Here is a 23,386-nt window from a genome sequence, read left to right on the forward strand (position 1 = left end):
GCGGGGGAGGGGCGCACCCTCTCAATCGTCATTACCCGGCTTTGTCCGGGCAATCCAGCGGGCGCCCATATCTGCTGAGGGTGCTGGATCCCCCGGCAGAGCCGGGGGATGACGACGGAACCTTTGGGACGCGCAAACGCATGGGCGTGGCGGGCCGCCTTTCCTTCATGGTTCGCCATTTCCTCCGCGCGGCGCAGTGCTTATCTTGGCTCCATGAAACAGGATGCGTCTCCGCCCAATCTCGACACTCTGCTTGCTGAAATCCGTGCCTGCCGTCTGTGCCTCGAGGCGCCGTTGACGCGTCCGTTGCCGCACGAGCCGCGTCCGGTGGTGCAAGCGGCCGGATCCGCGCGGCTCTGCATCTGCGGTCAGGCGCCGGGCACGCGGGTGCACGCCACGGGCCTTCCCTTCAACGATCCCTCAGGAGACCGTTTGCGCGACTGGCTGGAGCTTGATCGGGAAACCTTCTACGATGAGAGTCGCGTTGCCATCATTCCGATGGGCTTCTGCTTTCCCGGTCACGATGCCAAGGGCGGAGATCTCCCGCCGCGGCGCGAATGCGCGGCCACGTGGCACGATCGGCTGTTTCAGGCTTTGCCGGGGATCGAGCTAGTGCTCGCCATCGGTCAGTACGCGCAGGCCTATCATCTGGGAGCCGCGCGTCGCCGGACCTTGACGGAAACAGTCGCCGACTGGCGGACGATCATGAGCGCGGATCGCCATCCCCGCGTTCTGCCCTTGCCGCATCCATCGTGGCGCAACAACACGTGGCTGCGCCGAAATGCGTGGTTCGAAGCGGAGCTGCTTCCGGTGCTGCGGGAGGAGGTAGCGCTTCTGGTGGAGTGAGGGGGGAGGCCGAGCAAGCGGCCCATCCTTCCTCACGCCCGCTCCCGTGCCTGGCGAAATGCGGCGTTGCCGCTTAGCCCTTGTTCGGCTCGCCCATTTCCACCGGGCGCTTGGGATCCATCGTCCAGCCAACCATCGACACGTCGTAGAGCTTCACGTTCTCGTAGCCCAGAAGCTCGTGCAGCACGAACCAGTTGGCCGAGGCCCAGTGGCCGGTGTTGCAGTAGGACACGATCCTGCGCCTTCGGATCGCCAACCTTCGCCGCCGCGAGCATCGCCAGCCCCGCCTTCGGCTTCAGCTTGCCGGTGGAGGCGTCGAAGAACGTGTCCTGATCGAGATTGATCAAACCGGGTAGGCGGCCCCGGGGCGCGGCGCGAGCTTGTGCTTGGTTTTGCCGGTGAAGAAATCCATCGGGTGCGCATCGAGCAGCGCTGTCTTCGTGCCGAGATTTTCCGCCATCTCGTCGGTGGAGATGATGATGCTCGGATCGGGCTTTGCGGTGAAATCTGTCGCGACGGGCTTCGTCTCGTCCGTGGTGAGATCGAGCCCCGCCGCCTTCCAGGCGCGGGTGCCGCCGTCTAGAATGGCGAGATTGTCGAGCTCCAGTTCCTTCAGCGTCCAGTAGACCCGCGTTCCGGCGCCCAGCGCCGAGCTTGAGGCCTCGCTCGGCACGATGACGACCACCTTGTCGTCGTTCACGCCGATCTTGGAGAGATAGGCCTCGAGAGCCTCGACCGTCGGCATCTGCGCAGGAACGCCGTCGCGCTTGGCACGCCATGCGCCGGGATAGGGAGCCGACAGCGCGCCCGGCACATGCCCGCTCACATATCCGTCCGCCTTGTCCTTCGCATCGTGCGCGCGGACATCGAGGATGACGAGATCCTGGTCGCCCAGATGGTCCTGAAGTCAGTCGGTCGACACCAGCGGCGTGAGGGTGGGGGCAGCGGCAGCCGGCGCAAGAGCGCAAACCGAATCGTCGCAAGCGTGGCGGCGAAGGTCTTGATGTGGGGCAGCATGGCAGTTTCCATCAATTAAAAGATGAGGAGTGAATTGACATTCACACCGAAAAAGACAAGCGTGTCGATACTCAAAAATAGAAGAAAAATCTCAAATTCTACAAACACGGGAACTCTCAAGAAAGCGCATGTCGGATTTGACTGTGAATGTAGATTAAAATTCCAAGGACGTTTGCCGATGATCGACAAGGTCGACCGCCGTATCCTCTCCATTCTGCAAATCGACGCCACCGTTCCCGTGGCCGAGATCGGCCGTCGTGTCGGATTGTCCACCACGCCGTGCTGGCGCCGCATCCAGAAACTGGAGGAAGACGGCGTCATCAAGAAGCGCGTCGTCCTCCTCGACGAGACCAAGGTCAACGCCAAGGTGACGGCCTTCGTCGCCATCACCACCAACCAGCACACTGACGATTGGCTGCGAAAATTCGCTGACGTGATCCGCGAGTTCCCGGAGGTCGTGGAATTCTACCGCATGGCGGGCTCGGTCGACTATCTGCTGCGCGTGGTGGTGCCCGATATCGAAGCCTACGACGCCTTCTACAAGAAACTGATCGCCAAGATTGATATCGCCGACGTCTCCACCACCTTCGCGATGGAGCAGATCAAGAACACCTCCGAACTGTCGCTGAACTACATCGTCATCGGAAAGGATCGAGGGCAGTCGGAGTAGGGGGGCCTCTTGCGTCCTGGCGGATGCTGGAGAGCGTGTCTGCCGGACGGAACACGAGAGGTCGCGTGGCACGCCGTTCTCTCCGCCGTCATTGCCCGGCGAAGTCCGGGCAATCCAGCAGGCAGCGTCATGCACGGAGAGTGCTGGATCCCCCGGACAGAGCCGGGGGATGACGATGGATGGGGTCGGGGAGCAGGGCAATCCTCGAGCGGAGCCTCGGTCCCCACGGGCTGTGCCCCCGATCTCGCGCGCGCCTACTCCCCCGTCTTCTCAAGCCGTGCGATGAGGCTCGACGTATCCCAGCGCCGGCTGCCCATGGCCTGCACTTCCGAGTAGAACTGATCGACCATGGCCGTGACCGGCAGGCTGGCCCCGTTGGAGCGCGCCTCCTCCAGGCAGATGGAGAGATCCTTGCGCATCCAGTCGACCGCGAAGCCGAAATCGAACGTGCCTTCGGCCATGGTCTTCCAGCGGTTTTCCATCTGCCAGGACTGCGCCGCCCCCTTGGAGATCACGCCGATCACCTTTTCGATGTCGAGATCGGCCTTGCCCGCGAAATGGATCGCCTCTGACAGGCCCTGAACGAGCCCGGCGATGCAGATCTGGTTAACCATCTTGGTGAGCTGCCCGGCCCCGGTCTCGCCCATCAGGCCGACCGTCTTCGCATAACAGTCGATGACGGGTTTTGCCCGCTCGAAGGCATCCGCATCGCCGCCCACCATTACGGTGAGAGCGCCGTTCTCCGCGCCGACCTGACCGCCGGAGACGGGGGCATCGAGGAAGGAAAACCCGTTGGCGCGCGCCACGTGGGCAGAAGCGGTCGTGTTGTCGATGAAGACGGCGCCGTCCTTCATGCCCTTGAAGGCACCGTCGGGGCTGAGCGTGACCGAGAGCAGGTCGTCGTCATTGCCCACGCAGGTGAAGACGAAATCGCATCCTTCAGCCGCGACCACCGGGGTGGAGGCGCGCTCTCCGCCATATTCCTTGACCCAGGCCTCGGCCTTTTCCGCCGTGCGATTGTAGACGGTCACATCGTGCCCGCCCTTCGTCTTCAGGTGTCCGGCCATCGGGTAGCCCATGACGCCCAGACCGATAAACGCGACTTTTGCCATCAAATCCCCCTCGAGATGTTCCTCCAGCGATGGAGAGAGTGGCGCTCCCCGTTCGCCCGGCGCGAAGCCTAGTCCAAGTCGGGGCGGATGAGATAGCCCCTCAGGCGGAAAGCGCCTGGTCGAGGTCGCCGATCAGGTCGTCGACATGTTCGATGCCGATGGAAAGGCGCAGCAGGTTCTTCGGCACGCCCGTCGCATCACCCTCGATGGAATAGAGGTGCTCCACGAGGCTCTCCACGCCGCTCAGCGACGTCGCACGCAGGAAGATCTGAAGACGCCCGGCAAAAAACGGCCAGCGCCTCTTCCCGGCCACCCTTGATAAGCACGGAGACGAGCGAACCGAACCCGCCGGTCATCTGCTTGATGGCGATCTCATGCCCCGGATGGGTGGCGAGCCCCGGATAGAGCACCGTCTCCACCTTGGCGTGGCCTTCCAGGAATTGGGCGACCGCCAGAGCATTGGCGTTCATCCTCTCCACACGCAGCGACAGCGTGCGCAGGCCGCGCACAAGCAGCCAAGCCTCGAATGAGCCCAGCACAGCGCCCGCATCGTGGCGTTCCTTGCAGATCAGCCGCCAGTGCTCGGAAGAGGCGTCGCACGTGGAGACGACACCGGCCAGCAGGTCCGAATGCCCGTTCACGCCTTGATGGCGGAATGGATGACGAAATCTGCCCCGTATTTCATCGGCTGTCAGATCGGCGGCGTGGCGGTGGTCGCATCCGCCGCCAGCACTGCGCCCGCATTATGCGCAGCGTCCGCCGCCGCCTTGATGTCGGTGACCTTCAAGGTGGGGTTGGAGGGCGTCTCGATGAAGACGAGATCGGCCGCCGTCTGCGAAAGCGTTTCGACCAGCTTGGCATTGTCGCTGACGTCGCATTCCACCAGCGCGATGCCGTTGCGCTTGCAGAATTTGCGAACCCATGCGGTCGTGTCCCAGTAGATGCCCGACTGCACGATTACGACCGCCCTTGCGGCACGGAGCGGAAAACGGCGGCGATCGCGGCCATGCCGGAGGAGAGAACAGCCGGGTTTCCTCGCCCCTTCCATGCGGGCGATCAGCGCTTCTGCCTGGCGGTAGAGATCGTTGTCGTCGCGCGAATAAAGGTGGCTGGCGCTTTTCAGCGCATAGGTCGCATAGGTTTCGTCGCGCGCGAACGTGGTGGCCGGATCGATGCCGGGCACCACGGCGCCCGTGTGCTGATCCGGCTTGCCGCCTGCGTGGGCGAGGTGGGTGGCGATATTCTTTTCTGCGCTCATGATGGCTCTCAAAGGCGGAGCTTGCCGGGGGGCGGGACGGCGATAGGTGCGAGTCGTGCGGCCCGGTCGGGGAAAAGGGGCACGGTCGCGAAATCGGCGGCGAGAAAAGCAGCAGTCCCAGTTTGCCAGTCTCGGGCTTGAGCGCGACGGTTACCGTTTCAGGTGCCGTGTAATGCGGGCTTCCAGCCTGTCCCACAGCCTGCGGAGCTCTTCCACGACGGTGATATAGATTATGGCGGCCCACAGGTCGGCTTGGAAATCGTAGGTGCGGGCGTAGATGCGCCGCGTCTCGCCCATCAGATCGTAGACCGTGACGATGGAAACGATGGCCTAGCCCTTCAGCATCAGCACCAGCTCGTTGCCATAGGGGAGCAGCGCCGTGATGAAGGCTTGCGGCAGCACGGCGGAAGAAGATCACCACGCACGAAAGTCCCAGCGTCTCGCCCGCCTCGATCTGTCCCTTGGGCACGTTGCGGATCGCACCGGACAGGATCTCGACCTGATAGGCGGAGGTGTTCAAAGTGAAGGCGAGCAGCGCGCAGTCCCACGCGTCACGCAGGAACCACCACAGGCCGATATCTTGAAAGAACGGCCAGAAGGAACCGACGCCGTAATAGATCAGGAACACCTGTGCGATCAGCGGCGTGCCGCGAAAGAAATAGACATAAGCCGCCGCCATACGGCTGAAATAGGGGTTCTGCGACAACCGCCCGAGCGTCACCGGCAGCGAGACGACCGCGCCCACAACCACCGAGATGATGATGAGCTGGATCGTGATGACGAGGCCTTCAATATACTTGAAGCCGTACTTCTCCATGAATTCCGGGTCATAGGATCTGACGAGGAACAGGATCAGTCCAAGCGCGAACAGGATCCAGAAGCCCATCAGCGCGTAACCGGCGATACGCGCGAAGGTCTAGGGCCGCGGAGCGGTGCTTGCGGGCGGCGGGGCGACGTCTACGGCTTCGGCGTCGATGCTCATCGTTTGATCTTCCCGCGCCGCGCCCAGTTGTCGATGCGCGTCAATCCGATGGAGGAGATGGCCGACAGGGGCAGGTAGACCAGGTTGGCAACGCCGAAGAACAGGAAGGCTTCCTTGGAAACGCGCGCGGCGACGCCGGCCATGCGCAGGAGTTCGGACAGGCCGATGACGGAAACAAGCGCGGTATCCTTCAGAAGCACCAGCCAAAGGTTCGAGAGGCCGGGAAGGGCGAGGCGGATGAGCTGCGGCACGATGATGAGCCGCATGGTCTGGTAGCGCGACAGGCCCAGCGCGTACCCGCCCTCGTACTGGCCATATGAAATGTCTCAGAAGGCCGACAGGAACACTTCGCTGGCATAGGAGGAGAAACACCACGCCGAGCGCGACCATCCCGGTCAGGAAGCCGTTGATCTCGATGTAGAAGCCTTTGACGAACAGTCCGATGAAGGCTTGCAGCCCGATCTGCACCCCGTAATAGACGAGGAACAGGGTCATCAGCTCCGGCAGACCGCGAAAGATGGTGGTGTAGATGTTGGCAGCGCGATTGAGATTGGCGTCGCCCGAGTTTTTCGCCAGCGCGAGAGCGACGGTCAGGAGTGTCCCGGAAGCGATTTCGTCGCCCCATCCCTCGTTGCCGAAGGAGAGCAGTGTCAGGGCATGATCCATAAGTGGGCCGGTTGCGCAGAGCAAAAACAATAGCGCCGGCGGAGGCGGACTCCGCCGGACGCAACGGTGAGCCGGGAAGCAAGAGATGCACGGAACATCGTTCTCACATCCCGGCTATCGGGAACAACGGACAATCAGTCGCCGTAAACGTCTAACTTAAAGTACTTGCCGTTGATCTTCTTGTAGGTGCGTTCTTTGTAGGTGCGTTCTCGCGGATGGCAACGATTGCCTTGTTGAACCGCTCGCGCAGGTCGTTGTCTCCCTTGCGCAGGGCAATGCCGATGCCTTCGCCGTAGATGGCGGGATCCGGCTTCAGGGAGCCGAGGATCTTGCGGCAGGAGCCGGCGTCGCTGTCGATCCACTCACCCAGCACGACCACGTTGTCGATGATCGCATCGAGACGGTCGTTGGTGATGTCGAGCTTGTACTCATCCGCGGTCGGATAGGCCTTCACGTCCGAGCAATTGCGGCTGCGCGGATAATGAAACGCATAGTGTTCCTCTGGATACAGGTTTGTTGCCTTGCTACGGTGCACGTGCCGCGACCGACTGTCGGCTCGCTAAAATTGCAAGACCAATGTCTGTCCGCATACTCCCATTAAAAATTGCGACGGCGCAATCATATTGGGCCAGGGATGGTGTCGCATTAGCACCTTTTTTCACCGCAGTGCAGAAATTGAGCAGCCCCGGTGCGAGCGGACCAAACGTAAACTGTGCCGGGGAGGGGGGCGAGAGGGGCTACGCGCAGAGACGGTCGAGTCGGCCGCTCATGGGTGTCTCCTCGAGAGATCTCATCCCCTCACCCGGCGTATATGCGCCGATCTCTCCCCATGGGAGAGGTAATTTGGGGCCTTACCCGATCCCCATGGAGTGGTACGCTTGACTTGGCTCGACGTGAACGAGTTCCCTCTCCCATGGGGAGAGGGCTAGGGTGAGGGCGGGCTATCCGTATTCCGGGCCGCCCTCGGCCTCCGGTTACTTGTCGGGAAGCTCCAGTTCGGTGAAGGGGATGAAGTTCACCGTCGAACAGCGTTCCACCTTGGTGGTGTCTTCCGCGATCTCGATCAGGCCGTCCGCTTCGCGAAGTCCGGTGATCAGGCCGGATCCGTCACGCTCGAACTTGTTGACGCATAGCGTCCCCTTGTGGTCGCGGGTCAGTCAGCCGCGCGAGAACTCGCGCCGACCGGGCTTCTTCTTGATCTCGAAGGCGGCGGGAAGCTGAAAGCGGATAGGCTCCGGCCACGGTGCGCCCGACATGGCGATGAGCACGGGGCGCACATAGAGCAGGAAGCACACCATCGCGGCCACCGGATTGCCCGGAAGGCCCAGCATGATGCAGTCGCCGATCTGTCCGAAATTCATCGGCCGACCGGGCTTGATGGCAAGCTGCCACATGTGCCGGGTTCCCAGCGCATCGAGGGCTGCAACCAGATGGTCCTCCTCGCTCTTGCTGGCCCCGCCCGTGGTCAGGATCGCGTCGTATTTGCTCGATGCCGCCTTGATCGCGGCTTCCGTCGCTTTCCGGTCGTCCTTGAGAATGCCGAGATCGACCGCTTCCGCATTCACGCAATTGATCAGCGCGTGCAGCAGATAGTGGTTGGCGTCATAGACCTGACCGGGCTCGATCGGGTTGCCCGGGCGCACGATCTCGTCGCCGGTGGATACAAGCGCCACCTTCAGACGTCGCGCCACGGTCACCTCGGGGCCGGTCCGACGGACGCTATGGCGGCGATTTCCTGCGGCCGCAACCGGCTGCGCGCGGGAATGAGCTCCGCCCCCTTGGCCACGTCCTCGCCCGCCCGGCGCACATTGGTGCCCTTTTTTAGTCCCGGCGGAATGATGACGAAGGGCTGGCCGTCTTGTTCGTGCTTCTCGCAGTCTTCCTGCATAGCGATCGTATCGGCGCCCTCGGGCATGACCGCGCCGGTGAAGATGCGTGCTGCTCGGCCCGGCAGAAGCGGCGTCTCGGCCGGGTGACCTGCCGGGATGCGCTGATCGACGGGGAAGAACTCGCCGGTCGCCTCGTAGATGCCTTGCGCGAAGGCATAGCCGTCCATGGCCGAATTGTCGGTCGGCGGCACGTTGCGCGGCGAGGTGACGGGCTCCATCAGAATGCGCCCGGCCGCCTCTTCCAGCGAGACCGTCTCCGGCTTTGCGACCGGTTTCACCCGCGAGCGTAGAATCTCGATGGCTTCGTCGTGGCGCAGGCGTTCGTTGTCGTGCTGGAAACAGTCGTCCACGAGCGAGCGCAGTTCTGGGGGGGGGAAGGGCTTATTCGGCGTCATCGCGTTTCGGCAGTCGGCAGTAGTCGATGATGAAGTCGGCAATCGCGGAGATGTCGTTCAGGTCCAGCACCGGCACGGTTTCGCCCTCGATGGCATGGTCGGCGGCAATCGTCACGATGGCCGGATCGCCGGGCGTGAGCGGCTCGGTCTTCTTGGCATCTGAGCGTCGCGCCTCGATCTTGGCGCGTGCCTCCTGCTTGTAGCCTTCCACCAGCACGAGATCGCACGGAGAAATTCGGTTCAGCACCGCCTCCAGCGGCGGCTCGTCATCGCCGTGCAATTCGTGCATCAAGGCCCAACGACAACCGGAGACCAGCGCGACCTCGATCGCGCCCGCTTCACGGTGACGATAGCTGTCCGTGCCCTGATGGTCGATATCGAATGTGTGATGGGCGTGCTTGATCGTGGAGATCTTGTATCCGCGCCCGGTGAATTCCGACACCAGCCGTTCCACCAGCGTCATCTTGCCGGAGTTTTTCCATCCCGTGATGCCGATACGGTTTGCGTCATGCGTTGGCCTTGGTCTTTTCGTTCTCGTCCGGCGATGGCCCGGGTTCGTCCGACGTATCTGCGAGCATGCGCTCCGCCTGGACCAGGTCTTCCGGCGTGTTGATGTTGAAAAACGGGTCGGAGCCCTCGTGCGGCGGGAAGTCTACGGAAAGGTTGCGGTGCCGTTCGACCCAGGCCAGGACCTTGCGTGTGTCGGATGTCGCGGGCCACTCGGCCAGATCGTCCGCCGTCACGCGAGCAACGGCAAAATGGAGACGATGAAGGCGGCGCAATTGGGGCCGGTGGTGTGGTCGTGGGGGAGTGTGTCACGCAAGGCTCATCCTTCGAGATGCCGTCTGCGACGGCTCCTCAGGATGACGTTATCGTGTTGATGGAGCTGAAGAAGCTCGCCGCATGCACAACGTCATCCTGAGGAGGTCGCGGAAGCGACCGTCTCGAAGGATGGGCCCAGGTTCCCAGGCTCAAGGCTCCACACGCCCGCTAGATCTGCAGGATCCGGTTGGTCAGATGCGCCTCCGCCAGATCGCCCGCGATATAGGCCATGAGCGCCAGGACATCGGCCGCCGTTGCGGTCTCGGGGCGAGGCATTATCATGGCGAGTTGCGAGGGCAATTCGCGGCCGTGATCCATGCGCAGATCGGCGAAATAGAGCCAGCTGTCGTGAAAGAGCCGGTATTCGGCCGCCTTGCGCGACAGGATTTCCACATCTTCATGGCGTTCATGGCGCGGGTCGGCGACGGCGCATTCCAGCGAGGCGGTCGCGCGTTCCGCCTGCCCTTCGATGAGCTGGAAAACATGCGTGTCGGTGAAAATGAGCGCGCCCGTCACCCCGTTGAGGGCGTTCATGCGGCGCAGGCGGTGTGTGGTCTGCGCGATGGCGTCCTCGGGATCCTGGCTGAGGACGTCCGGCTTGATTCGGCTTCGGTAGCAGATCTGGTAGAGGCTCATGGCTTCCTCGCTGCCGTGTCGATTGTGAAAACGATCTGCGCCTGCTCTCCGAGCCCTCTTGCGACCGGGCCGTCGAAGGACCACGCCTTGAACGTTCATGGTCGGCCCGTTCGGGTAAAATTGAAGTAAATTTATATAGTATTCGTGCCATTACTGAGAGAGCCGGCTAAAGAACGGAAATCCGCCAATGGCGCAACAGCGTCAGGTTCGGCTCCACATGTGGCTGAATACGATGTTTTCCCAATGGCTACCGTCACCAAACTGTCGCTGATCCCGCGTAAGCCTCGCCGTAATATCGCGTACTGGCAAAAGGCCAGGTGCCGTGAGCGGAGATTGGCGATGGCCGACCAAGCTTTGAGTGATTCCTCCTGCCGCCTGAGGGAGGCGGTGCACTGCTCCGCAGCGGGCACCCGCGAGGGCTTTTTGGAGCACATGTTCACCTTTGCCTTCAAGGGGCTGGTCTATCCGCAGATCTGGGAGGATCCGGAAGTCGACATGACGGCGCTGAAGCTTCGTCCCGATAGCCGCATGGTCACCATCGCGTCGGGCGGCTGCAATGTGATGAGCTACCTGACCGCCGATCCGGCCGAGATCATTGCCGTCGACCTCAACCGCGCTCATGTCGCATTCACCCAGCTGAAGCTGGCCGCGGTGAAAAACCTGCCGAACCACGACACCTTCTACCGCTTCTTCGGCGAGGTCGACGAAAAGGCCAACATCACCGCCTACAAGCGCTTTCTGAAGGATCGGCTGGACGACACCACGCGGCGCTACTGGGAAGGGTGCAGCCTGTCGGGCTGGGGCCGTCGCCGCATCACGTTGTTCTCGCGCGATCTCTACTATCACGGGCTGCTCGGTTATTTCATCGGCGCCAGTCACTTCATCGCTCGTCTCTATGGCATCGACCCGAAGGACATGCTGCAGGTCCGCTCGCTCGACGAGCAGCGCACTTTCTTCGACACTGCGCTCGCCCCGATTTTCGACAAGCGTCTGGTGCGCTGGGCAATCTCTAAGAAGATGTCGTTCTACGGTCTCGGCATCCCGCCCACCCAGTACGAGGCGCTGGCCTCCGCGGGCGGCGGCGACATGGCGGGCGTCCTGCGCCAGCGGCTTGAAAAGCTCGCCTGCGATTTCCCCATGTCGGAGAACTACTTCGCCTGGCAGCCCTTTGCCCGCGGCTATGCGCCGAAGGGGGAGGGTGAGAGCACTGGCCCCGCCGGGTCGTTGCCGCCCTATCTCAAGCGTACACATTTCGAGGATATCCGCGAGTGGGCCGGCCGGGTCAAGGTCGTGAACCGCTCCTTCACCGAGCAACTGGCCGGCGAGGAAGATGGAAGCCTCGATGCCTATGTGCTGCTCGATGCACAGGACTGGATGACCGATGCTCAGTTGAACGCGCTGTGGAGCGAGATCACCCGCACCACGCGGCCCGGCGCCCGCGTCATCTTCCGGACCGCCGCCGAGCCGACCCTGCTGCCGGGCCGCGTGGCGGAGGAGACGCTGTCGCGCTGGACCTACCGCGAGGAGGAGAGTCTCGCCCTCAACGCCCGCGATCGCTCCTCGATCTACGGCGGCTTCCACCTCTACACGCTCAACTGATCCGGTCTCTCGCCATGTCCGATATCGCAGCCCCGCATAACGGCGAACTGATGGACCGAGTCTACCGGTATCAGTGCCATGTCCACGACCTGACCCGCAAGTACTACCTGCTTGGGCGCGATCACCTGATCGCCTCGCTGCACCCGCTCGAACGCGGTCACGTGCTGGAGGTGGGCTGCGGCACGGGACGAAACCTGATCGCGGCGGCGCGGGCCCACCCGCGCGCCCGCTTCTACGGCCTCGACATTTCCGAGGAGATGCTGGTCACCGCGCGCGCCAATATCGAGCGCGCGGGCCTTTCCGACCGCATCCATCTCGCCAAGGGCGATGCAAGCGATTTCGAGCCCACAGGCCTGTTCGGTCGGGCAGCGTTCGATCGGGTGTTCCTGTCCTATTCGATCTCGATGGTGCCGCCCTGGCGGCAGGCACTTGTCTGTGCCGCGTCTGTTTTGGTCCCCGGTGGGCGGCTGCACGTGGTCGATTTCGGTCAGCAGGAACATCTGCCGCGTTTCTTTCGCACGCTGTTGTTCCTGTGGCTGAAGTCCTTCCACGTGACGCCGCGGGCTGACCTTTTTCAGGCGCTTGCCGATATCGCGGAAGATGAGGGCGGCGCTCTTCACACCCGGCCGCTATATCGCGGCTATGCCTGGTACGGCGAGATCCGCGCGCTGTGAGGTGAGGGGACGGTTGTTGCGGAGGCCCATCCTTCGAGACGCCCGCTGACGCGGGCTCCTCAGGATGACATTGTCAGGGGGATAGCTCTGAAGAACCGCGCAAAACACACAACGTCATCCTGAGGAGCCCGCGTCAGCGGGCGTCTCGAAGGATGGGCCTCCGCAACAAACTCGGCATGGGCTAGCGACCAAAGGTCAATCAATTTACCGTTGCGTTTTCCGCTCTCTTCGCAACTATGTTTCGCACTTTGTCCGGGAAAATGGGGGGTACGATGAAACTGTCCAAATGCCTCTTGGCGCTGGCTGCTATGCTCGTCGGTGCGGTTGCGCTCGGCCCGTCCGCCGTTGCTCAGGGACCGTTGCTGGAAGTCTATGTCGCCTATCTCGGACCGGACGATCACTACAATTCCCGCGGTGCGCGCCTGACCGAGCCCTGGCAGGTGATCCGGCAGGACCGGGCGAACTTCCATCGCTTCGGCATCCACGATCGAGGCGACGAGGGCGATCGCTTCTTTGCGTCCTCCGCCAACCGCGCCCGCATGGAGCGGATGATCCTCAACGGATATATCGAGGGCAATGCGGGCTATCGCATCGTTGAAGGCAATTGCTGGATCCGGGTCGAGATCTATCGCGATTCAGTCCATATCGAAGTTCGATGATCCGGCGCCCGGCGGCATTCGCGCTGCTGGTTCTGAGCGTCGTCCCGGCTGCCGGGGCGGCGGGCCTTTCACTTGAGCGCAAGCTGGAAATCCTCGTTCAAAGTTATCCCGAAACTCTGTCCCACGTGGCGGACGGAAAGCTTTACTTGCGCGACGGCGGCCCGCCCATCGTGATCGATGATGGGCGCACGAAAACCCACGCACAGGCGCTCGTCGATGCCGATATCAAGGACATGCTCGCGCAGGTCTATCCGCCGGACCCCTGTGCGGGGATGCTCGCGGTCAATTTCGATCCCGGCCGCATTCGCTCTGAAAAGCTGATGCGGCGCATTTACGGCTCCAGCCGGAAGGCGGTGGTGGCAAAAACAGTGCGTGTCGACTGGTTCGGGCACTCGCTGCTTGTCACCCGCGTGGAAGGGGCGGCTCAAGCGTTGGAGCGGGTGCGCGCGGACATCGCCCGTTTGCCCGCCCGGATACGCAAACCGGCCATGAAGAGCGCCGGCACCTTCAACCGGCGAAAGATTGCGGGCACGGATCGCCTATCCGTCCATAGCTTCGCCGCCGCGATCGATCTCGATACCGATTACGCCGACTATTGGCGCTGGGTGGGTGGCAAGCCCGGCAACGTGCCGCGCTATGCCAACCGCTATCCTCTGGAGATCGTGGAGGTCTTCGAACGTCACGGTTTCATCTGGGGCGGGCGCTGGTATCACTACGACACCATGCATTTCGAATATCGCCCGGAAATGATCGCCATAGCGCGAGCCTCGGGCGCGAATGCCTGCAAGGACCGCTAGCGCCGCAGCTTACTCGCCTTCCACAGGAGCTCCGAAGATCACCACGGTGGCACAGACGAGGGCGAGCAGCAAAAAACCGACGGCCTTGCGCGGTTGCCTTCCGCGCACCGCACTCAGACACGCGATCCCGCATTGCAGCGCATAGAACAGTGCAAAGCACCGCGAGTCGAGCGTGATCAGCGAGTAGATATCGGTTTCCCAGGTGATGATCGCGGCAATGACGGCAATGAGCGGATAGGCGTCGTTCACCCGGATCCGTCCGCCCGCGATGTCGTGCACCAGTCCGCCCGCGCCCAACGTGTCCGCAATCGTCGCGCTTGACTGGTTGGCCAGCGCCCCGATCATGATAAGGATCGGCAGCATGAGCGAGATCGGCGCCAGCATGTCGACGATCGCGGCGATACCGCCGCCGTTCCCGCCATTGCCGAGGAGAGGTATCATGGCCGCGAAGAAGGCGAGATAGATGACGCCCACCAGGAATCTGGGCCTGTTGCATGGTGCTCGCGCGCAATTCCGTCTCATAGGCGTTGCCCAGAAAGTGCGAGGTCTCGAACCCCTGCACGACGATGAGCAGGTCGAGAAAGACCGCCAGGTTCTTCGTCTCGAAATGGCCCGGGACGGTTGAAACGGTGCCGGTGGCGAGCTCCACGAGCCCGAAGATCGCCAGTCCCGCGATCAGCCCGGCGATGATCGCCATCTTCAGCGAGATGATATAGACCTACAGCCGCTCCACGGCCTTGAAGCCGCGCATGAACCCCACGACGCCGATCGGCACCAGGCAGACCGTCACGAAGATCTTGACCACCAGCGGGTCGGTGACCGCGAAGGGCTTCAGCGCAAAGGAGGCGAAGAGGATGAGGTAGTAGGTGATGGAGACGAAATAGGCGAAGGCCAGGACGAAATGGGACAACCGCTCCAGGGAGGCGATGCCTAGCGGCCTGCCGGGCTCTTCAAGGAGCGGCTCCACATGGCGGATATTGTGGCGGATCGCGCCGCCGATCAGATAGGCCAGTACCAGAAGCCCGGCCATCGGCAGGATGGCCCATGCGCCCGAGAGAGAGCGCAGGATCGGCACCGTGACCAGAAAGCCGGAGCCGATGATGGAGGCAAGCGGGGTGGCAATGGCGCGCCAGCGCTGGTTCCCGATGAGCCGGGGCAGGGCGAGAACCGCTCCCGCCGCCAGGGTTATGAGAATGGCCGTTGCGCCGATGAGCACAGGCCTCAGACCATCATGAACGTCTGCATCAGGCTTTCGAACAGCCGGCGCCCGTCCGTGCCGCCCTGGGCGGGTTCGACCAGATCTTCCGGATGCGGCATCATGCCGAGCACGTTGCCCGCCGGGCTGACGATGCCAGCGATGTCGTTGATCGAGCTGTTCGGATTGGTGCCCTCCGCATAGCGGAAGACCACGCGGCCATCGCCTTCCAGACGCTTCAGCGTCTCCGGATCGACGAAATAGTTGCCGTCGTGATGGGCAACCGGGCAGCGCCAGATCTGATCCTTCTCGAAGGCGCTGGAGAAGGGCGTCTGGGTGTTGACGGTCTGGAGCTTGACCTCCTTGCAGACGAATTTCAGATCCGCATTGCGCATCAACGCGCCGGGCAGCAGGCCCGTTTCGGTGAGGATCTGGAAGCCGTTGCACACGCCGAGCACCATCTGGCCACCTTCGGCAAACCGGGAAACCTCGGTGAGAATCGGAGAGCGCCCGGCAATGGCCCCGCAGCGCAGATAGTCGCCGTAGGAGAAGCCACCCGGTAGAACCACCAGGTCGACATTGGGAAGCTCTGTATCCTGATGCCAGACGGCGACCGGCTTTTCACCGGTGACGAGCTCCAGCGCGTACAGCATGTCGCGGTCGCGATTGGAACCGGGGAAAACGACGACGGCTGATTTCATGGGTCTCACACTTTGAGCCAGGGGCTAGATCATAAAGAAGACGGCAAGAGCTGTGAGCACGGCCGGAAACAGCATGAACACCAGCGCTTTGACGATCAGAAAGCGAACGATGTGGCGTGTGTCGCCGCCGTTCGCTGCCCTTTCGGTCGCCGGATCGCGGATCTCCGGATCGATGCCCTCAGGCATGTCGGGGCTTGCGCTGTCATTCGGGGCGTCGGTCATGCGCATTCCCATTCCGTCTCCGGCCACTCTACACCGCTTTGCTCCGGAATCGAACGCTCGGCCGGTCAGATCAGCTCGATGGCGTAATTCTCGATCACGGTATTGGCGAGTAGCTTCTCGCACATGTCCTCAAGGTCGGCCTTGGCCTTGGCCTTGTTGGCGCCGTCCAGTTCGATATCGAACACCTTGCCCTGACGAACGCCGGCGACGCCGTCGAAGCCCAACGCGCCAAGCGCGCCTTCGATAGCCTTGCCCTGGGGGTTGAGAACGCCGGTTTTCAGCGTGACGGTGACACGTGCCTTCATGGTGGGTCCTGATACGGTCGGTCGGCAAATAAGAAAAACGCCCGTGCCGTTTTCCTGCACGGGCGTTTTAGGGGTTACATCATTGTATGGCGACTTAACAAGCCGCTACTTCACCAGCACCGGGCCGGTGCCGTGGGGACGATCGTTTTCGATCAGGATCCCGAGGCGGCGCGCCACTTCCTGGTAGGCCTCGACGAGGCCGCCCATGTCGCGACGGAAGCGGTCCTTGTCCAGCTTGTCGTTGGTCTTGATGTCCCACAGACGACATGAGTCGGGGGAAATCTCGTCGGCGACGACGATGCGCATCATCTCGCCTTCCCACATCCGTCCGCACTCCATCTTGAAGTCGACGAGGCGGATGCCGGCGCCCAGGAACAGGCCCGACAAGAAGTCGTTGACGCGGATGGCCAGCGCCATGATGTCGTCGATCTCCTGCGGCGTGGCCCAGCCGAAAGCCGTGATGTGCTCTTCGGAGACCATCGGATCGTCGAGTTCATCGTTCTTGTAGTAGAACTCGATGATGGAGCGGGGCAGTTGCATGCCTTCGTCCAGGCCGAGGCGTTTTGCCAGCGATCCTGCGGCAACGTTGCGCACCACAACTTCCAGAGGAATGATCTCGACTTCCCGGATGAGCTGCTCGCGCATGTTCAGCCGGCGGATGAAGTGGGTGGGGACGCCGATTGCATTCAGGTTAGTGAAGACGAATTCTGAAATGCGATTGTTCAGAACTCCCTTACCGTCAATAACCTCATGTTTTTTGGCGTTGAAGGCCGTCGCATCATCCTTGAAATGTTGGATAAGCGTGCCGGGCCTCGGTCCCTCATACAGGATCTTAGCCTTGCCTTCATAGATGCGCCGGCGGCGATTCATGGGCACATACCGTGGTCTGTTGAGAAAATCCATTTGCGATGGATACTCCGTTTCCCGCCGGATTTCGCGCTTGTTCTAGGAGCGCGCGAAAGCGGAATCGTGACGTTTCTCCCGCGAGTGAGGCAGGAACCTACCCGAATTGAGGGGGAAATACAATCGGCAGCAATGTCTTCGTCGCACATGTCGCGAAGGCTGGGGACGTCGCCGATTTAGCCGTCCTGCGACAGCCGCGCGAGATTTATTTGGGTCCCGCGGAAAGATATGTAAGAGCCGACAATGCAAGGCGTTGTTTACGCGGCCGTAAAAGACCATATTTACATGCAGGATGCCGTTACCGTAACGGCATTCACCGGCAACCGCTCGCGGCCGGTCTCAGGGCAGGAGAAGACCATGAGCACGTTTAACAAGCGCGAGGACGCGTTCGAAAATCGATACGTCAACGATGAGGAAATGCAGTTCAAGGCCATGGCGCGCCGCAATCGGTTGCTGGGGCAATGGGCTGCGGAGAAGATGGGTGTGACCGGCGAAGAGGCGGTCGAATACGCCAAGACGGTCGTGCGCGCTGATCTCGAGGAGCCGGGCGAGGAGGACGTGTTCCGCAAGATCCGTTCCGATTTCGACGCGGCGAAGGTGGAGCAGTCAGATCATCAGATCCGTCGCACGATGGAAGAGCTGATGAGTGAAGCGATCGCGCAGGTCAAAGGCGAGTCGTGATCGTTTTCTAGCCGATCCGTTCGGGCCGTTCCGCCGAAGGGTGGAGCGGCCTTTTTGTTTGCGCTATCAGTCGTCATTAATGTTTCAGTTTCCGGCGGGAGTTCGGCTGTTCGCTGGGCGCGGCGGGAAGTCGGCTGTGTGACGGCCTTTGAGAAGAACAATCATGATTGAGCCTGCGATGACGCTTGCGAACCGGCTGCGGGCCGGCGATACGATCGTAACCGCCTGGTCGATGATGCCGGACCGCGAACTGCCGCAGGAACTGGTGCGTGCAGGCTATCAGGCGGTGACGCTCGACATGCAGCACGGCCGCCACGACTACGCATCCGTGCGCGATGCCATTTCTGCGATCCTGCAGGCGGGCGGTCATCCCGTCGCGCGCATTCCCGTGGGTGAATTCGCAACCGCCAGCCGGCTGCTGGATGCGGGGGCAGAAGCCGTCATCGCGCCGATGATCGGCTCCGCCGCGGAGGCCGAGGACTTCGTCTCCTACATAAAGTATCCCCCGATGGGCACGCGAAGCTGGGGCCCGATTCGCGCCATGGAACTGCACGGCGTGAGCGAGGCGCAGGCCTATCTCATGAGCGCGGATGCCGAAACGGTTGGCTTCGGCATGATCGAAACGCGCTCCGCGCTGGAGGTGGTCGACGAGATCGTCGCCATGGACGGACTGGACGGGGTCTTCGTCGGCCCTGCGGATCTCTCCATCGCGCTTTCCGACGGCGCGCGCTGCGATCCCGGCGGGGACGAGGTGCAGGAAGCGGCGGCCCGGATCGCGGCGTCCGCGCGCGAGGCGGGCAAGCTGGCGGGCATCTACTGCAATACGCTGGAAGCTGCGAATGTTGCACGAGCCATGGGCTTCACCTTCATCTCCTGGGCGAATGACAGCTCCATCATCCGGGCAGGGGTGTCGGCGATACTCGACCCGTTCCAGAACGCCTAGGCAAGTTCGCGAATCTTCCTGTGCGGCGAGTTGTCTTGTCTGGAGATTGAAGAATTTCAATGAGCGAATATGATCACTCCCGGAAGTTGTAAAGTGGTCGGCTGAAGCGGCCGAAATCGCATGCTCGCGGGCGGTGCGCTTCTGCTGAGATCGATGGTTTCCCAATTGCGAGGGGCATCGGATCATGTGGAAGCTTTCCGTCATCATCTTCATCATCGCCGTCCCCGCGCTCGCCGGTATCGGTGCGTTGGTGCCGCTCACCGTTTTCGGCGTCGGCCAGATCGATGCGCGCGCCATGCTGGCGGCTATCGCGCTGGGCGTCATGATCGCGCTTCCGGTCAGCTATTGGGTGGCAAAGCGGATCTCGACTCTGGTTAATCCGCACCGCGGTCATCCGGCCTGAACAGGCTCTGAGGTCAGGACGAAATCCCCGACCCATAGGGAAGGGGGCTTCGCGGTCCCTGTCTTATGGGCTGCGCCCCCCTCGTCATGTACTGTTGTGCAGCTCGTACACCCTGTCCGAGATACAAACTCTTTTCCCTGATGCGCATGTCATGTGCTTATAACATTGGCAGCATCAGGAGTACGTTCATGACCTCTATCGAAAAAGCCGGAACCTTTGCTTTGGGCGACCGGACGGTGAAGCGCATCGGGTACGGTGCGATGCAGCTCGCAGGTCCCGGCGTTTTCGGTCCCCCGAAGGACCGTGATGCGGCTGTCGCCGTTTTGCGCGCGGCGGTGGAACTGGGCGTCGATCACATCGACACCAGCGATTTCTACGGCTCGCACGTCACCAACCAGATCATTCGCGAAGTGCTTCATCCCTATCCCGACGATCTCGTCATCGTCACCAAGATCGGGTCTTTGCGCGGGGATGACGGGTCCTGGGACGCGGCCTTTTCCGCCGAGGAGTTGACGCAGGCGGTTCACGACAATCTGCGCAATCTCGGCCTGGACGTGATGGAGGTCGTGAACTTGCGTCTCATGTTCGATCCCAATGTGCCCGCCGAAGGTCCGATCGAGGAGCCGCTGACGGCCCTGGCCGAGTTGCAGCGCAAGGGGCTCGTCAAGCATATCGGCCTTTCGCACGCCACGTCCCGTCAGGTGGCGGACGCGCGCAAGATCTGCGACATCGTCTGCGTGCAGAACATGTACAACGTCGCCATCCGCAACGACGATCCGCTGATCGACGAGATGGCGGCAGCTGGCACGCCGTTCGTGCCGTATTTCCCGCTGGGCGGTTTCACGCCGTTGCAGTCGGAGATGCTGAACGCGGTGGCAAAACGGCTCGGCGCCACGCTGATGCAGGTGGCGCTCGCCTGGCTGCTGCGTCGTTCGCCCAACATTCTGGCGATCCCCGGCACGTCCTCCATCGTGCATCTGAAGGAGAACATCGCCGCCGCAGAGCTTGAGTTGCCGGACGATGCGATGAGCGAACTGGACGCCATCGGCAAGAAGTCCGCGTAGAAATAGTTTTGAAAAAGGTGTGCCGCGGAACCGTCAAGAACGGCCCCGCAGCCTCCGGTCAGCGCAGATAGGCCTCGCCCGGAGCTTCATAGTCCGGCTTCGGCGCGTCCCAGCATTCGAAGTTCGCGGCATCGGTTTCGTCACCGGTACCGGTGTAGAATGCCTGTTGTGGATAGGGGCAGTGCGGCCGCGTGAACGTGACCTCCGCGTTCGCGTCATTGCCCGCATGGTGCACGGCCATGATCCGTGACGGTGCCTCGCCGTTCTCAACCCAGGCTTCGATCAACAATTGCCGATCCATGGTGTCGGCACCCTGGTCGCCGTTGCAGTGCTCCACGCCCGGCATCAGGAACAGCCGATAGAAGTCGCCGGTGTCACCCAGCTTCTTCTGCGCCCGATCGAAGTTAGGTGATGGAATCGAGCGCCAGCACCACCGGGTCCGACAATCCGTGGTAGTGCAGCATCTTGCCGCCCGCCGCCTTGAAGCGCGAGAGGTCGGCGTTCATCGCATTGACCGTGTCGGCGATGCAGTCATCGAGGCGCTGTATGTCCATCGACAGATCCAGATCCCACCACGACCACTGCGGATCGTCGAAGCCCCAGACCTGCCAGAAGCTCACCCGCACGGGCTGATGAATGTTGCCGAAATCGGCCCAATATACAAGACCCAGCCGGGCTTGCTCTCGACCTTGATGGCGTTTTCCGAGCCGACCGGCCAGCCGTAATAAATCCGTTCGGCGGCCTGGGGATTGCAGACGCCGTCATACATCTTGGCCAGCGCGTCGACCTCTGCTTGCGTGAAGCAGTCTTCTCCGTCCTCGCAGACGAGCGCCTGGAGGTCCGGCTTGCACGACAGCGGCTCGTTCAGGAACGCATCGGAGGCAAGCCCGCCCGCGTTGCTTGCGCGCTGTGCCTTGCACTGCTTGAAGATCGCTTTGGCAACCGTGGGCATCTTCTGGTTTGGGATGATCTGCTCGGCATTGTTGCTGTGCTCGTGATTGGCCAGATAGAGCCAGAGGAACCCGGCATTCAGATGGGTGTGGTTGTTGCCCGGCGCTCCCCGGCAAGAATTACGTTGAAGTCCTCCGGATAGCGCTGCGCCTTGCTGAAGGCCTGCTGACCGCCGGTCGAGCAGTCGTCGAAATAGGAGTAGTTAGGCCCCTTGCCATAGTAGGCGGCAATCGCGGCCTTGCCGCGCAGCGCGGTCTCATGAACCGCACGGTGGGCCCAGTCGACGATAGCCTCCGGATGTCCTTTGCCGAAGATCGGATCGTTGCCCTCATGTCCGGTATCGGTGAGCGCGACCGCATAGCCTTTCGAAAGCGCACGCTCGGCCTTGTCATAGGATATCTTCGAGCTGTAGCCGCCATTGCCGAACATCAGGAGCCGTCCGTTCCAGTCCTTTTCCGGCAGCCAGATCTCGAAGCCGATCCGGGCACCTTCCACCGGAGATGCCGTGCCCGTCGCCCGACAGAAGGGCGGGACTTCGGCCGTGAGCTTGCCACCGACGGTATCCGGATCAAGTTCCAGGATGAGTTCGGCGACAGTCTCGGTGGTCTCGTTGTTGAGAGCTAGACTGACCTCATCGCAGAAATCGCCGTCTGCCAGTGCGAGTGCCGCTCCTGTCACCAACAGTAGAGCAAGCAAAGCTGTTGATTTTACCATGCATCATACCTTTCCAAGCTCGCCGCATTGGATCGCGGCGCCACCCGCATCGCGGGTCCGGCAAGGCGCTCGACCATTGCGGCATGTAATTGAAATAAATGACAGATATGCGCCAGGTCAGAAGGCGAAATATCACCTTCCGGAGGCGTGAACGTTTGGACTTTCGGCAATATTCCGTGTCTTCCGTGGTCTTGGTCGTAAGGAACCTCGAAGCAGAAATGCTCAACCCCACGGCATGGTGCGTGGAAATACGTCGACGCGGGAAGGGACGTTACGACCCGTTGCCGTCGTCTTCCCGTCAGGGCGGCGTTTATCCGTCGCACGCGGCTGCCGATATCGTGCTTATCCTAGCCGCGACATGAACCTGGCGAAGGACAACAACCCTTCCGGCCACGGGCCCTGACCGCTGTCGGCGTTGATGTGGCCGGCCTCTCCCGCATCTTCGAACTTCGCGCCCCACTGGTTGGCGATCGTCTCCGACCGGGTCCATGCGGCGTGCGGATCGTTGCGGCTGGCAACCATCACCGTCTCGAAGGGCAGGGGCTCGCGCGGGATGGGCGCGAAGTTGTGGGTTTCGGGGGAGGAGCGCGTCGTGTCCTCCACATCCGCCATGGCGACGAGATAGGCGCCGACGACCTTGCCCGGTTCGAACTCCGGTGCGGCATGGGCAACCATTACGACGCCCAGCGAATGCGCCACCAGCACCACCGGGCGCTCAGCCGCGTTGACGGCCCGCACCAGCCGTTCCCGCCAGTCGGCGAGATGCGGCCGCTCCCAGTTTCCCATATCCACACATTTTGCCGTCGACAGCTTTTGCTGCCAGCGCGTCTGCCAGTGGTCGGGACCAGAATTGCGGAGCCCGGGGACGATAAGAATATCGACTTGGGAGGTTTCATGAGGTTGATAATGTCTGTCGGGACATTGTTCCCAGATGTGTGACCTTGAAGCCGTCGACGCTCTTCAGGCCGAAGCCGAACATGCGGTCGAACCCGATATGTCCGAACCAGATGATCGCGCAGGAGACCATCACGGGCAGGCCCAGCAGGATCCCGGCAATCGCGATGAGCGCCGGTACGATATAGGCGTGTCCGAGATTGTAGACGAGCGCGCCGATACGGGCGTTCACGGCGTAGCCGAGCATGGATAGATCCGGCACGAAGAACAGCACCACGAACAGCCACCACGATGCGCCCGCCGCATGATAGCAGGCAAGGGAGGTCAGGAAGATGGCCAACCTTCGAGCCTGAGCCAGGTGAATAGCGTGCGCTGGTCCGACATTCTG

Annotated in this window: 35 protein-coding genes and 3 pseudogenes; 11 read left to right on the top strand and 27 right to left on the bottom strand. The window is 62.1% G+C overall.

Going from position 1 to position 23,386, the window contains the following annotated elements; translation table 11 throughout:
- The first annotated feature begins 213 nt into the window (after positions 1-213).
- Positions 214-846: a uracil-DNA glycosylase family protein gene (locus QNJ43_RS11540; RefSeq protein WP_300470118.1), complete on the top strand. Its 633-nt coding sequence runs from the start codon at positions 214-216 to the stop codon at positions 844-846.
- Positions 847-919: 73 nt separating this feature from the next.
- Here the strand turns inward: QNJ43_RS11540 and QNJ43_RS11545 are convergent, their stop codons facing one another.
- Entirely contained in the window at positions 920-1,078 is a 159-nt protein-coding gene (locus tag QNJ43_RS11545; RefSeq protein WP_300470120.1) for a rhodanese-like domain-containing protein, read from the bottom strand.
- Positions 1,079-1,189: 111 nt separating this feature from the next.
- Complete coding sequence (locus tag QNJ43_RS11550; RefSeq protein ID WP_346432954.1) at positions 1,190-1,741, bottom strand: rhodanese-like domain-containing protein; 552 nt, start codon at positions 1,739-1,741, stop codon at positions 1,190-1,192.
- Here QNJ43_RS11550 and QNJ43_RS11555 point away from each other — a divergent pair.
- A complete protein-coding gene (locus tag QNJ43_RS11555) occupies positions 1,700-1,882 on the top strand; it encodes a hypothetical protein (RefSeq protein WP_300470122.1) in 183 nt (60 codons plus the stop codon). The two genes, QNJ43_RS11550 and QNJ43_RS11555, sit on opposite strands and share 42 nt — an antisense overlap.
- Positions 1,883-2,041: 159 nt before the next feature.
- Positions 2,042-2,533 carry an Lrp/AsnC family transcriptional regulator gene (locus QNJ43_RS11560; RefSeq protein WP_300470124.1) on the top strand — a complete coding sequence of 164 codons (492 nt, stop codon included), beginning with the start codon at positions 2,042-2,044 and terminating at the stop codon, positions 2,531-2,533.
- Positions 2,534-2,787: 254 nt separating this feature from the next.
- Here the strand turns inward: QNJ43_RS11560 and QNJ43_RS11565 are convergent, their stop codons facing one another.
- The 13 genes and pseudogenes from QNJ43_RS11565 to QNJ43_RS11625 form a co-directional block, all read right to left on the bottom strand.
- Positions 2,788-3,645, bottom strand: coding sequence for an NAD(P)-dependent oxidoreductase (locus QNJ43_RS11565; protein WP_300470126.1), 858 nt, complete (start codon positions 3,643-3,645; stop codon positions 2,788-2,790).
- A gap of 100 nt (positions 3,646-3,745) precedes the next feature.
- Positions 3,746-3,871, bottom strand: coding sequence for a PLP-dependent transferase (locus tag QNJ43_RS11570; protein ID WP_300470128.1), 126 nt, complete (start codon positions 3,869-3,871; stop codon positions 3,746-3,748).
- A complete protein-coding gene (locus tag QNJ43_RS11575) occupies positions 3,843-4,286 on the bottom strand; it encodes a PLP-dependent transferase (protein WP_300470132.1) in 444 nt (147 codons plus the stop codon). The genes QNJ43_RS11570 and QNJ43_RS11575 overlap by 29 nt, the downstream gene beginning before the upstream one ends.
- A 50-nt stretch (positions 4,287-4,336) precedes the next feature.
- The gene (locus tag QNJ43_RS11580; RefSeq protein ID WP_300470134.1) at positions 4,337-4,903 is read right to left on the bottom strand and encodes a PLP-dependent transferase; all 567 of its coding nucleotides are present in this window, start codon (positions 4,901-4,903) and stop codon (positions 4,337-4,339) included.
- A 150-nt stretch (positions 4,904-5,053) separates the two neighbouring features.
- Positions 5,054-5,789, bottom strand: a pseudogene (locus QNJ43_RS11585) (ABC transporter permease).
- A 92-nt stretch (positions 5,790-5,881) separates the two neighbouring features.
- A pseudogene (locus tag QNJ43_RS11590) lies at positions 5,882-6,551 on the bottom strand (ABC transporter permease subunit).
- 134 nt (positions 6,552-6,685) lie between these two features.
- Positions 6,686-7,011: pseudogene (locus QNJ43_RS11595) on the bottom strand (transporter substrate-binding domain-containing protein); the annotation flags it as partial.
- A 514-nt stretch (positions 7,012-7,525) separates the two neighbouring features.
- Positions 7,526-7,708, bottom strand: coding sequence for a hypothetical protein (locus QNJ43_RS11600; protein ID WP_346432955.1), 183 nt, complete (start codon positions 7,706-7,708; stop codon positions 7,526-7,528).
- Complete coding sequence (locus QNJ43_RS11605) at positions 7,709-8,242, bottom strand: molybdopterin molybdotransferase MoeA (protein ID WP_300470136.1); 534 nt, start codon at positions 8,240-8,242, stop codon at positions 7,709-7,711. It abuts the gene before it with no gap.
- Between the two features lie 2 nt (positions 8,243-8,244).
- The gene (locus QNJ43_RS11610) at positions 8,245-8,835 is read right to left on the bottom strand and encodes a hypothetical protein (RefSeq protein WP_300470138.1); all 591 of its coding nucleotides are present in this window, start codon (positions 8,833-8,835) and stop codon (positions 8,245-8,247) included.
- Positions 8,822-9,331, bottom strand: a complete 510-nt coding sequence (gene mobB / locus QNJ43_RS11615) for a molybdopterin-guanine dinucleotide biosynthesis protein B (protein ID WP_300470338.1) — start codon at positions 9,329-9,331, stop codon at positions 8,822-8,824. Before mobB ends, QNJ43_RS11610 begins: the two co-directional genes overlap by 14 nt.
- 10 nt (positions 9,332-9,341) lie before the next feature.
- Positions 9,342-9,578: a hypothetical protein gene (locus tag QNJ43_RS11620; RefSeq protein WP_300470140.1), complete on the bottom strand. Its 237-nt coding sequence runs from the start codon at positions 9,576-9,578 to the stop codon at positions 9,342-9,344.
- Positions 9,579-9,825: 247 nt separating this feature from the next.
- Complete coding sequence (locus tag QNJ43_RS11625) at positions 9,826-10,293, bottom strand: BLUF domain-containing protein (protein WP_300470143.1); 468 nt, start codon at positions 10,291-10,293, stop codon at positions 9,826-9,828.
- Positions 10,294-10,632: 339 nt separating this feature from the next.
- Here QNJ43_RS11625 and QNJ43_RS11630 point away from each other — a divergent pair, with 339 nt between their 5' ends.
- The 4 genes from QNJ43_RS11630 (at position 10,633) to QNJ43_RS11645 (ending at position 14,022) form a co-directional block, all read left to right on the top strand.
- Positions 10,633-11,892: a DUF3419 family protein gene (locus QNJ43_RS11630; protein ID WP_300470145.1), complete on the top strand. Its 1,260-nt coding sequence runs from the start codon at positions 10,633-10,635 to the stop codon at positions 11,890-11,892.
- Between the two features lie 14 nt (positions 11,893-11,906).
- Positions 11,907-12,566 carry a class I SAM-dependent methyltransferase gene (locus QNJ43_RS11635; RefSeq protein ID WP_300470148.1) on the top strand — a complete coding sequence of 220 codons (660 nt, stop codon included), beginning with the start codon at positions 11,907-11,909 and terminating at the stop codon, positions 12,564-12,566.
- 272 nt (positions 12,567-12,838) lie between these two features.
- A complete protein-coding gene (locus QNJ43_RS11640; protein WP_300470150.1) occupies positions 12,839-13,225 on the top strand; it encodes a hypothetical protein in 387 nt (128 codons plus the stop codon).
- Positions 13,222-14,022 (top strand): M15 family metallopeptidase, encoded by an 801-nt coding sequence (locus QNJ43_RS11645; protein ID WP_300470152.1) that lies wholly within the window; start codon positions 13,222-13,224, stop codon positions 14,020-14,022. Before QNJ43_RS11640 ends, QNJ43_RS11645 begins: the two co-directional genes overlap by 4 nt.
- 9 nt (positions 14,023-14,031) lie before the next feature.
- Here QNJ43_RS11645 and QNJ43_RS11650 read toward each other — a convergent pair whose 3' ends face one another.
- The 6 genes from QNJ43_RS11650 to purC all read right to left on the bottom strand — a co-directional run bounded on the left by QNJ43_RS11650 (position 14,032) and on the right by purC (position 17,348).
- On the bottom strand, positions 14,032-14,496 hold the full coding sequence (locus tag QNJ43_RS11650; protein ID WP_300470154.1) for a hypothetical protein: 465 nt from the start codon (positions 14,494-14,496) through the stop codon (positions 14,032-14,034).
- Positions 14,497-14,740: 244 nt separating this feature from the next.
- Complete coding sequence (locus QNJ43_RS11655; RefSeq protein ID WP_300470155.1) at positions 14,741-15,238, bottom strand: hypothetical protein; 498 nt, start codon at positions 15,236-15,238, stop codon at positions 14,741-14,743.
- Between the two features lie 5 nt (positions 15,239-15,243).
- Positions 15,244-15,918, bottom strand: coding sequence for a phosphoribosylformylglycinamidine synthase subunit PurQ (purQ, locus tag QNJ43_RS11660; RefSeq protein ID WP_300470157.1), 675 nt, complete (start codon positions 15,916-15,918; stop codon positions 15,244-15,246).
- 24 nt (positions 15,919-15,942) lie between these two features.
- Positions 15,943-16,140 (bottom strand): phosphoribosylformylglycinamidine synthase-associated small membrane protein, encoded by a 198-nt coding sequence (locus QNJ43_RS11665; RefSeq protein ID WP_300470160.1) that lies wholly within the window; start codon positions 16,138-16,140, stop codon positions 15,943-15,945.
- A gap of 65 nt (positions 16,141-16,205) precedes the next feature.
- Positions 16,206-16,445, bottom strand: a complete 240-nt coding sequence (gene purS / locus QNJ43_RS11670; protein ID WP_300470163.1) for a phosphoribosylformylglycinamidine synthase subunit PurS — start codon at positions 16,443-16,445, stop codon at positions 16,206-16,208.
- Positions 16,446-16,550: 105 nt separating this feature from the next.
- Positions 16,551-17,348 carry a phosphoribosylaminoimidazolesuccinocarboxamide synthase gene (gene purC / locus QNJ43_RS11675; protein ID WP_300470165.1) on the bottom strand — a complete coding sequence of 266 codons (798 nt, stop codon included), beginning with the start codon at positions 17,346-17,348 and terminating at the stop codon, positions 16,551-16,553.
- 243 nt (positions 17,349-17,591) lie between these two features.
- On the opposite strand from purC, the gene QNJ43_RS11680 reads away from it, so the two are divergent.
- From QNJ43_RS11680 to QNJ43_RS11695, 4 genes are all read left to right on the top strand, one after another.
- Entirely contained in the window at positions 17,592-18,029 is a 438-nt protein-coding gene (locus QNJ43_RS11680; RefSeq protein ID WP_346432946.1) for a DUF1476 domain-containing protein, read from the top strand.
- A 163-nt stretch (positions 18,030-18,192) separates the two neighbouring features.
- Positions 18,193-18,972 (top strand): aldolase/citrate lyase family protein, encoded by a 780-nt coding sequence (locus tag QNJ43_RS11685; RefSeq protein WP_300470167.1) that lies wholly within the window; start codon positions 18,193-18,195, stop codon positions 18,970-18,972.
- A gap of 184 nt (positions 18,973-19,156) precedes the next feature.
- Positions 19,157-19,375, top strand: a complete 219-nt coding sequence (locus tag QNJ43_RS11690; RefSeq protein WP_300470169.1) for a hypothetical protein — start codon at positions 19,157-19,159, stop codon at positions 19,373-19,375.
- A 188-nt stretch (positions 19,376-19,563) separates the two neighbouring features.
- The gene (locus tag QNJ43_RS11695) at positions 19,564-20,439 is read left to right on the top strand and encodes an aldo/keto reductase family oxidoreductase (protein WP_300470171.1); all 876 of its coding nucleotides are present in this window, start codon (positions 19,564-19,566) and stop codon (positions 20,437-20,439) included.
- A gap of 58 nt (positions 20,440-20,497) precedes the next feature.
- Here the strand turns inward: QNJ43_RS11695 and QNJ43_RS11700 are convergent, their stop codons facing one another.
- The 6 genes from QNJ43_RS11700 to QNJ43_RS11725 all read right to left on the bottom strand — a co-directional run bounded on the left by QNJ43_RS11700 (position 20,498) and on the right by QNJ43_RS11725 (position 23,338).
- The gene (locus QNJ43_RS11700) at positions 20,498-20,857 is read right to left on the bottom strand and encodes a tannase/feruloyl esterase family alpha/beta hydrolase (protein ID WP_346432956.1); all 360 of its coding nucleotides are present in this window, start codon (positions 20,855-20,857) and stop codon (positions 20,498-20,500) included.
- Entirely contained in the window at positions 20,844-21,065 is a 222-nt protein-coding gene (locus QNJ43_RS11705) for a tannase/feruloyl esterase family alpha/beta hydrolase (protein ID WP_300470173.1), read from the bottom strand. The genes QNJ43_RS11700 and QNJ43_RS11705 overlap by 14 nt, the downstream gene beginning before the upstream one ends.
- A complete protein-coding gene (locus tag QNJ43_RS11710) occupies positions 21,056-21,574 on the bottom strand; it encodes a tannase/feruloyl esterase family alpha/beta hydrolase (protein WP_346432957.1) in 519 nt (172 codons plus the stop codon). Before QNJ43_RS11710 ends, QNJ43_RS11705 begins: the two co-directional genes overlap by 10 nt.
- On the bottom strand, positions 21,469-22,068 hold the full coding sequence (locus QNJ43_RS11715) for a tannase/feruloyl esterase family alpha/beta hydrolase (RefSeq protein WP_300470346.1): 600 nt from the start codon (positions 22,066-22,068) through the stop codon (positions 21,469-21,471). The genes QNJ43_RS11710 and QNJ43_RS11715 overlap by 106 nt, the downstream gene beginning before the upstream one ends.
- 378 nt (positions 22,069-22,446) lie before the next feature.
- A complete protein-coding gene (locus QNJ43_RS11720; protein ID WP_300470348.1) occupies positions 22,447-23,037 on the bottom strand; it encodes an alpha/beta hydrolase in 591 nt (196 codons plus the stop codon).
- On the bottom strand, positions 22,997-23,338 hold the full coding sequence (locus QNJ43_RS11725) for a DUF4260 domain-containing protein (RefSeq protein WP_300470175.1): 342 nt from the start codon (positions 23,336-23,338) through the stop codon (positions 22,997-22,999). Before QNJ43_RS11725 ends, QNJ43_RS11720 begins: the two co-directional genes overlap by 41 nt.
- Positions 23,339-23,386 lie beyond the last annotated feature (48 nt).

It is taken from the genome of Breoghania sp., from assembly GCF_030066895.1.
In the GTDB taxonomy this organism is placed as follows: Bacteria; Pseudomonadota; Alphaproteobacteria; order Rhizobiales; family Stappiaceae; genus Breoghania.

What these genes read in the sequence shown, in the direction of transcription:
- QNJ43_RS11565 (WP_300470126.1), bottom strand. Translation starts at nt 3,645, where the DNA reads ATGGCAAAAGTCGCGTTTATCGGTCTGGGCGTCATGGGCTACCCGATG.
- QNJ43_RS11625 (WP_300470143.1), bottom strand. Translation starts at nt 10,293, where the DNA reads ATGAGCCTCTACCAGATCTGCTACCGAAGCCGAATCAAGCCGGACGTC.
- QNJ43_RS11645 (WP_300470152.1), top strand. Translation starts at nt 13,222, where the DNA reads ATGATCCGGCGCCCGGCGGCATTCGCGCTGCTGGTTCTGAGCGTCGTC.
- QNJ43_RS11690 (WP_300470169.1), top strand. Translation starts at nt 19,157, where the DNA reads ATGTGGAAGCTTTCCGTCATCATCTTCATCATCGCCGTCCCCGCGCTC.
- QNJ43_RS11580 (WP_300470134.1), bottom strand. Translation starts at nt 4,903, where the DNA reads ATGAGCGCAGAAAAGAATATCGCCACCCACCTCGCCCACGCAGGCGGC.
- QNJ43_RS11635 (WP_300470148.1), top strand. Translation starts at nt 11,907, where the DNA reads ATGTCCGATATCGCAGCCCCGCATAACGGCGAACTGATGGACCGAGTC.
- QNJ43_RS11560 (WP_300470124.1), top strand. Translation starts at nt 2,042, where the DNA reads ATGATCGACAAGGTCGACCGCCGTATCCTCTCCATTCTGCAAATCGAC.
- QNJ43_RS11695 (WP_300470171.1), top strand. Translation starts at nt 19,564, where the DNA reads ATGACCTCTATCGAAAAAGCCGGAACCTTTGCTTTGGGCGACCGGACG.
- QNJ43_RS11665 (WP_300470160.1), bottom strand. Translation starts at nt 16,140, where the DNA reads ATGACCGACGCCCCGAATGACAGCGCAAGCCCCGACATGCCTGAGGGC.
- purS (WP_300470163.1), bottom strand. Translation starts at nt 16,445, where the DNA reads ATGAAGGCACGTGTCACCGTCACGCTGAAAACCGGCGTTCTCAACCCC.
- purC (WP_300470165.1), bottom strand. Translation starts at nt 17,348, where the DNA reads ATGGATTTTCTCAACAGACCACGGTATGTGCCCATGAATCGCCGCCGG.
- QNJ43_RS11640 (WP_300470150.1), top strand. Translation starts at nt 12,839, where the DNA reads ATGAAACTGTCCAAATGCCTCTTGGCGCTGGCTGCTATGCTCGTCGGT.
- QNJ43_RS11685 (WP_300470167.1), top strand. Translation starts at nt 18,193, where the DNA reads ATGATTGAGCCTGCGATGACGCTTGCGAACCGGCTGCGGGCCGGCGAT.
- QNJ43_RS11610 (WP_300470138.1), bottom strand. Translation starts at nt 8,835, where the DNA reads ATGACGCCGAATAAGCCCTTCCCCCCCCCAGAACTGCGCTCGCTCGTG.
- QNJ43_RS11540 (WP_300470118.1), top strand. Translation starts at nt 214, where the DNA reads ATGAAACAGGATGCGTCTCCGCCCAATCTCGACACTCTGCTTGCTGAA.
- QNJ43_RS11680 (WP_346432946.1), top strand. Translation starts at nt 17,592, where the DNA reads ATGCAAGGCGTTGTTTACGCGGCCGTAAAAGACCATATTTACATGCAG.
- QNJ43_RS11630 (WP_300470145.1), top strand. Translation starts at nt 10,633, where the DNA reads ATGGCCGACCAAGCTTTGAGTGATTCCTCCTGCCGCCTGAGGGAGGCG.
- purQ (WP_300470157.1), bottom strand. Translation starts at nt 15,918, where the DNA reads ATGAAATCAGCCGTCGTCGTTTTCCCCGGTTCCAATCGCGACCGCGAC.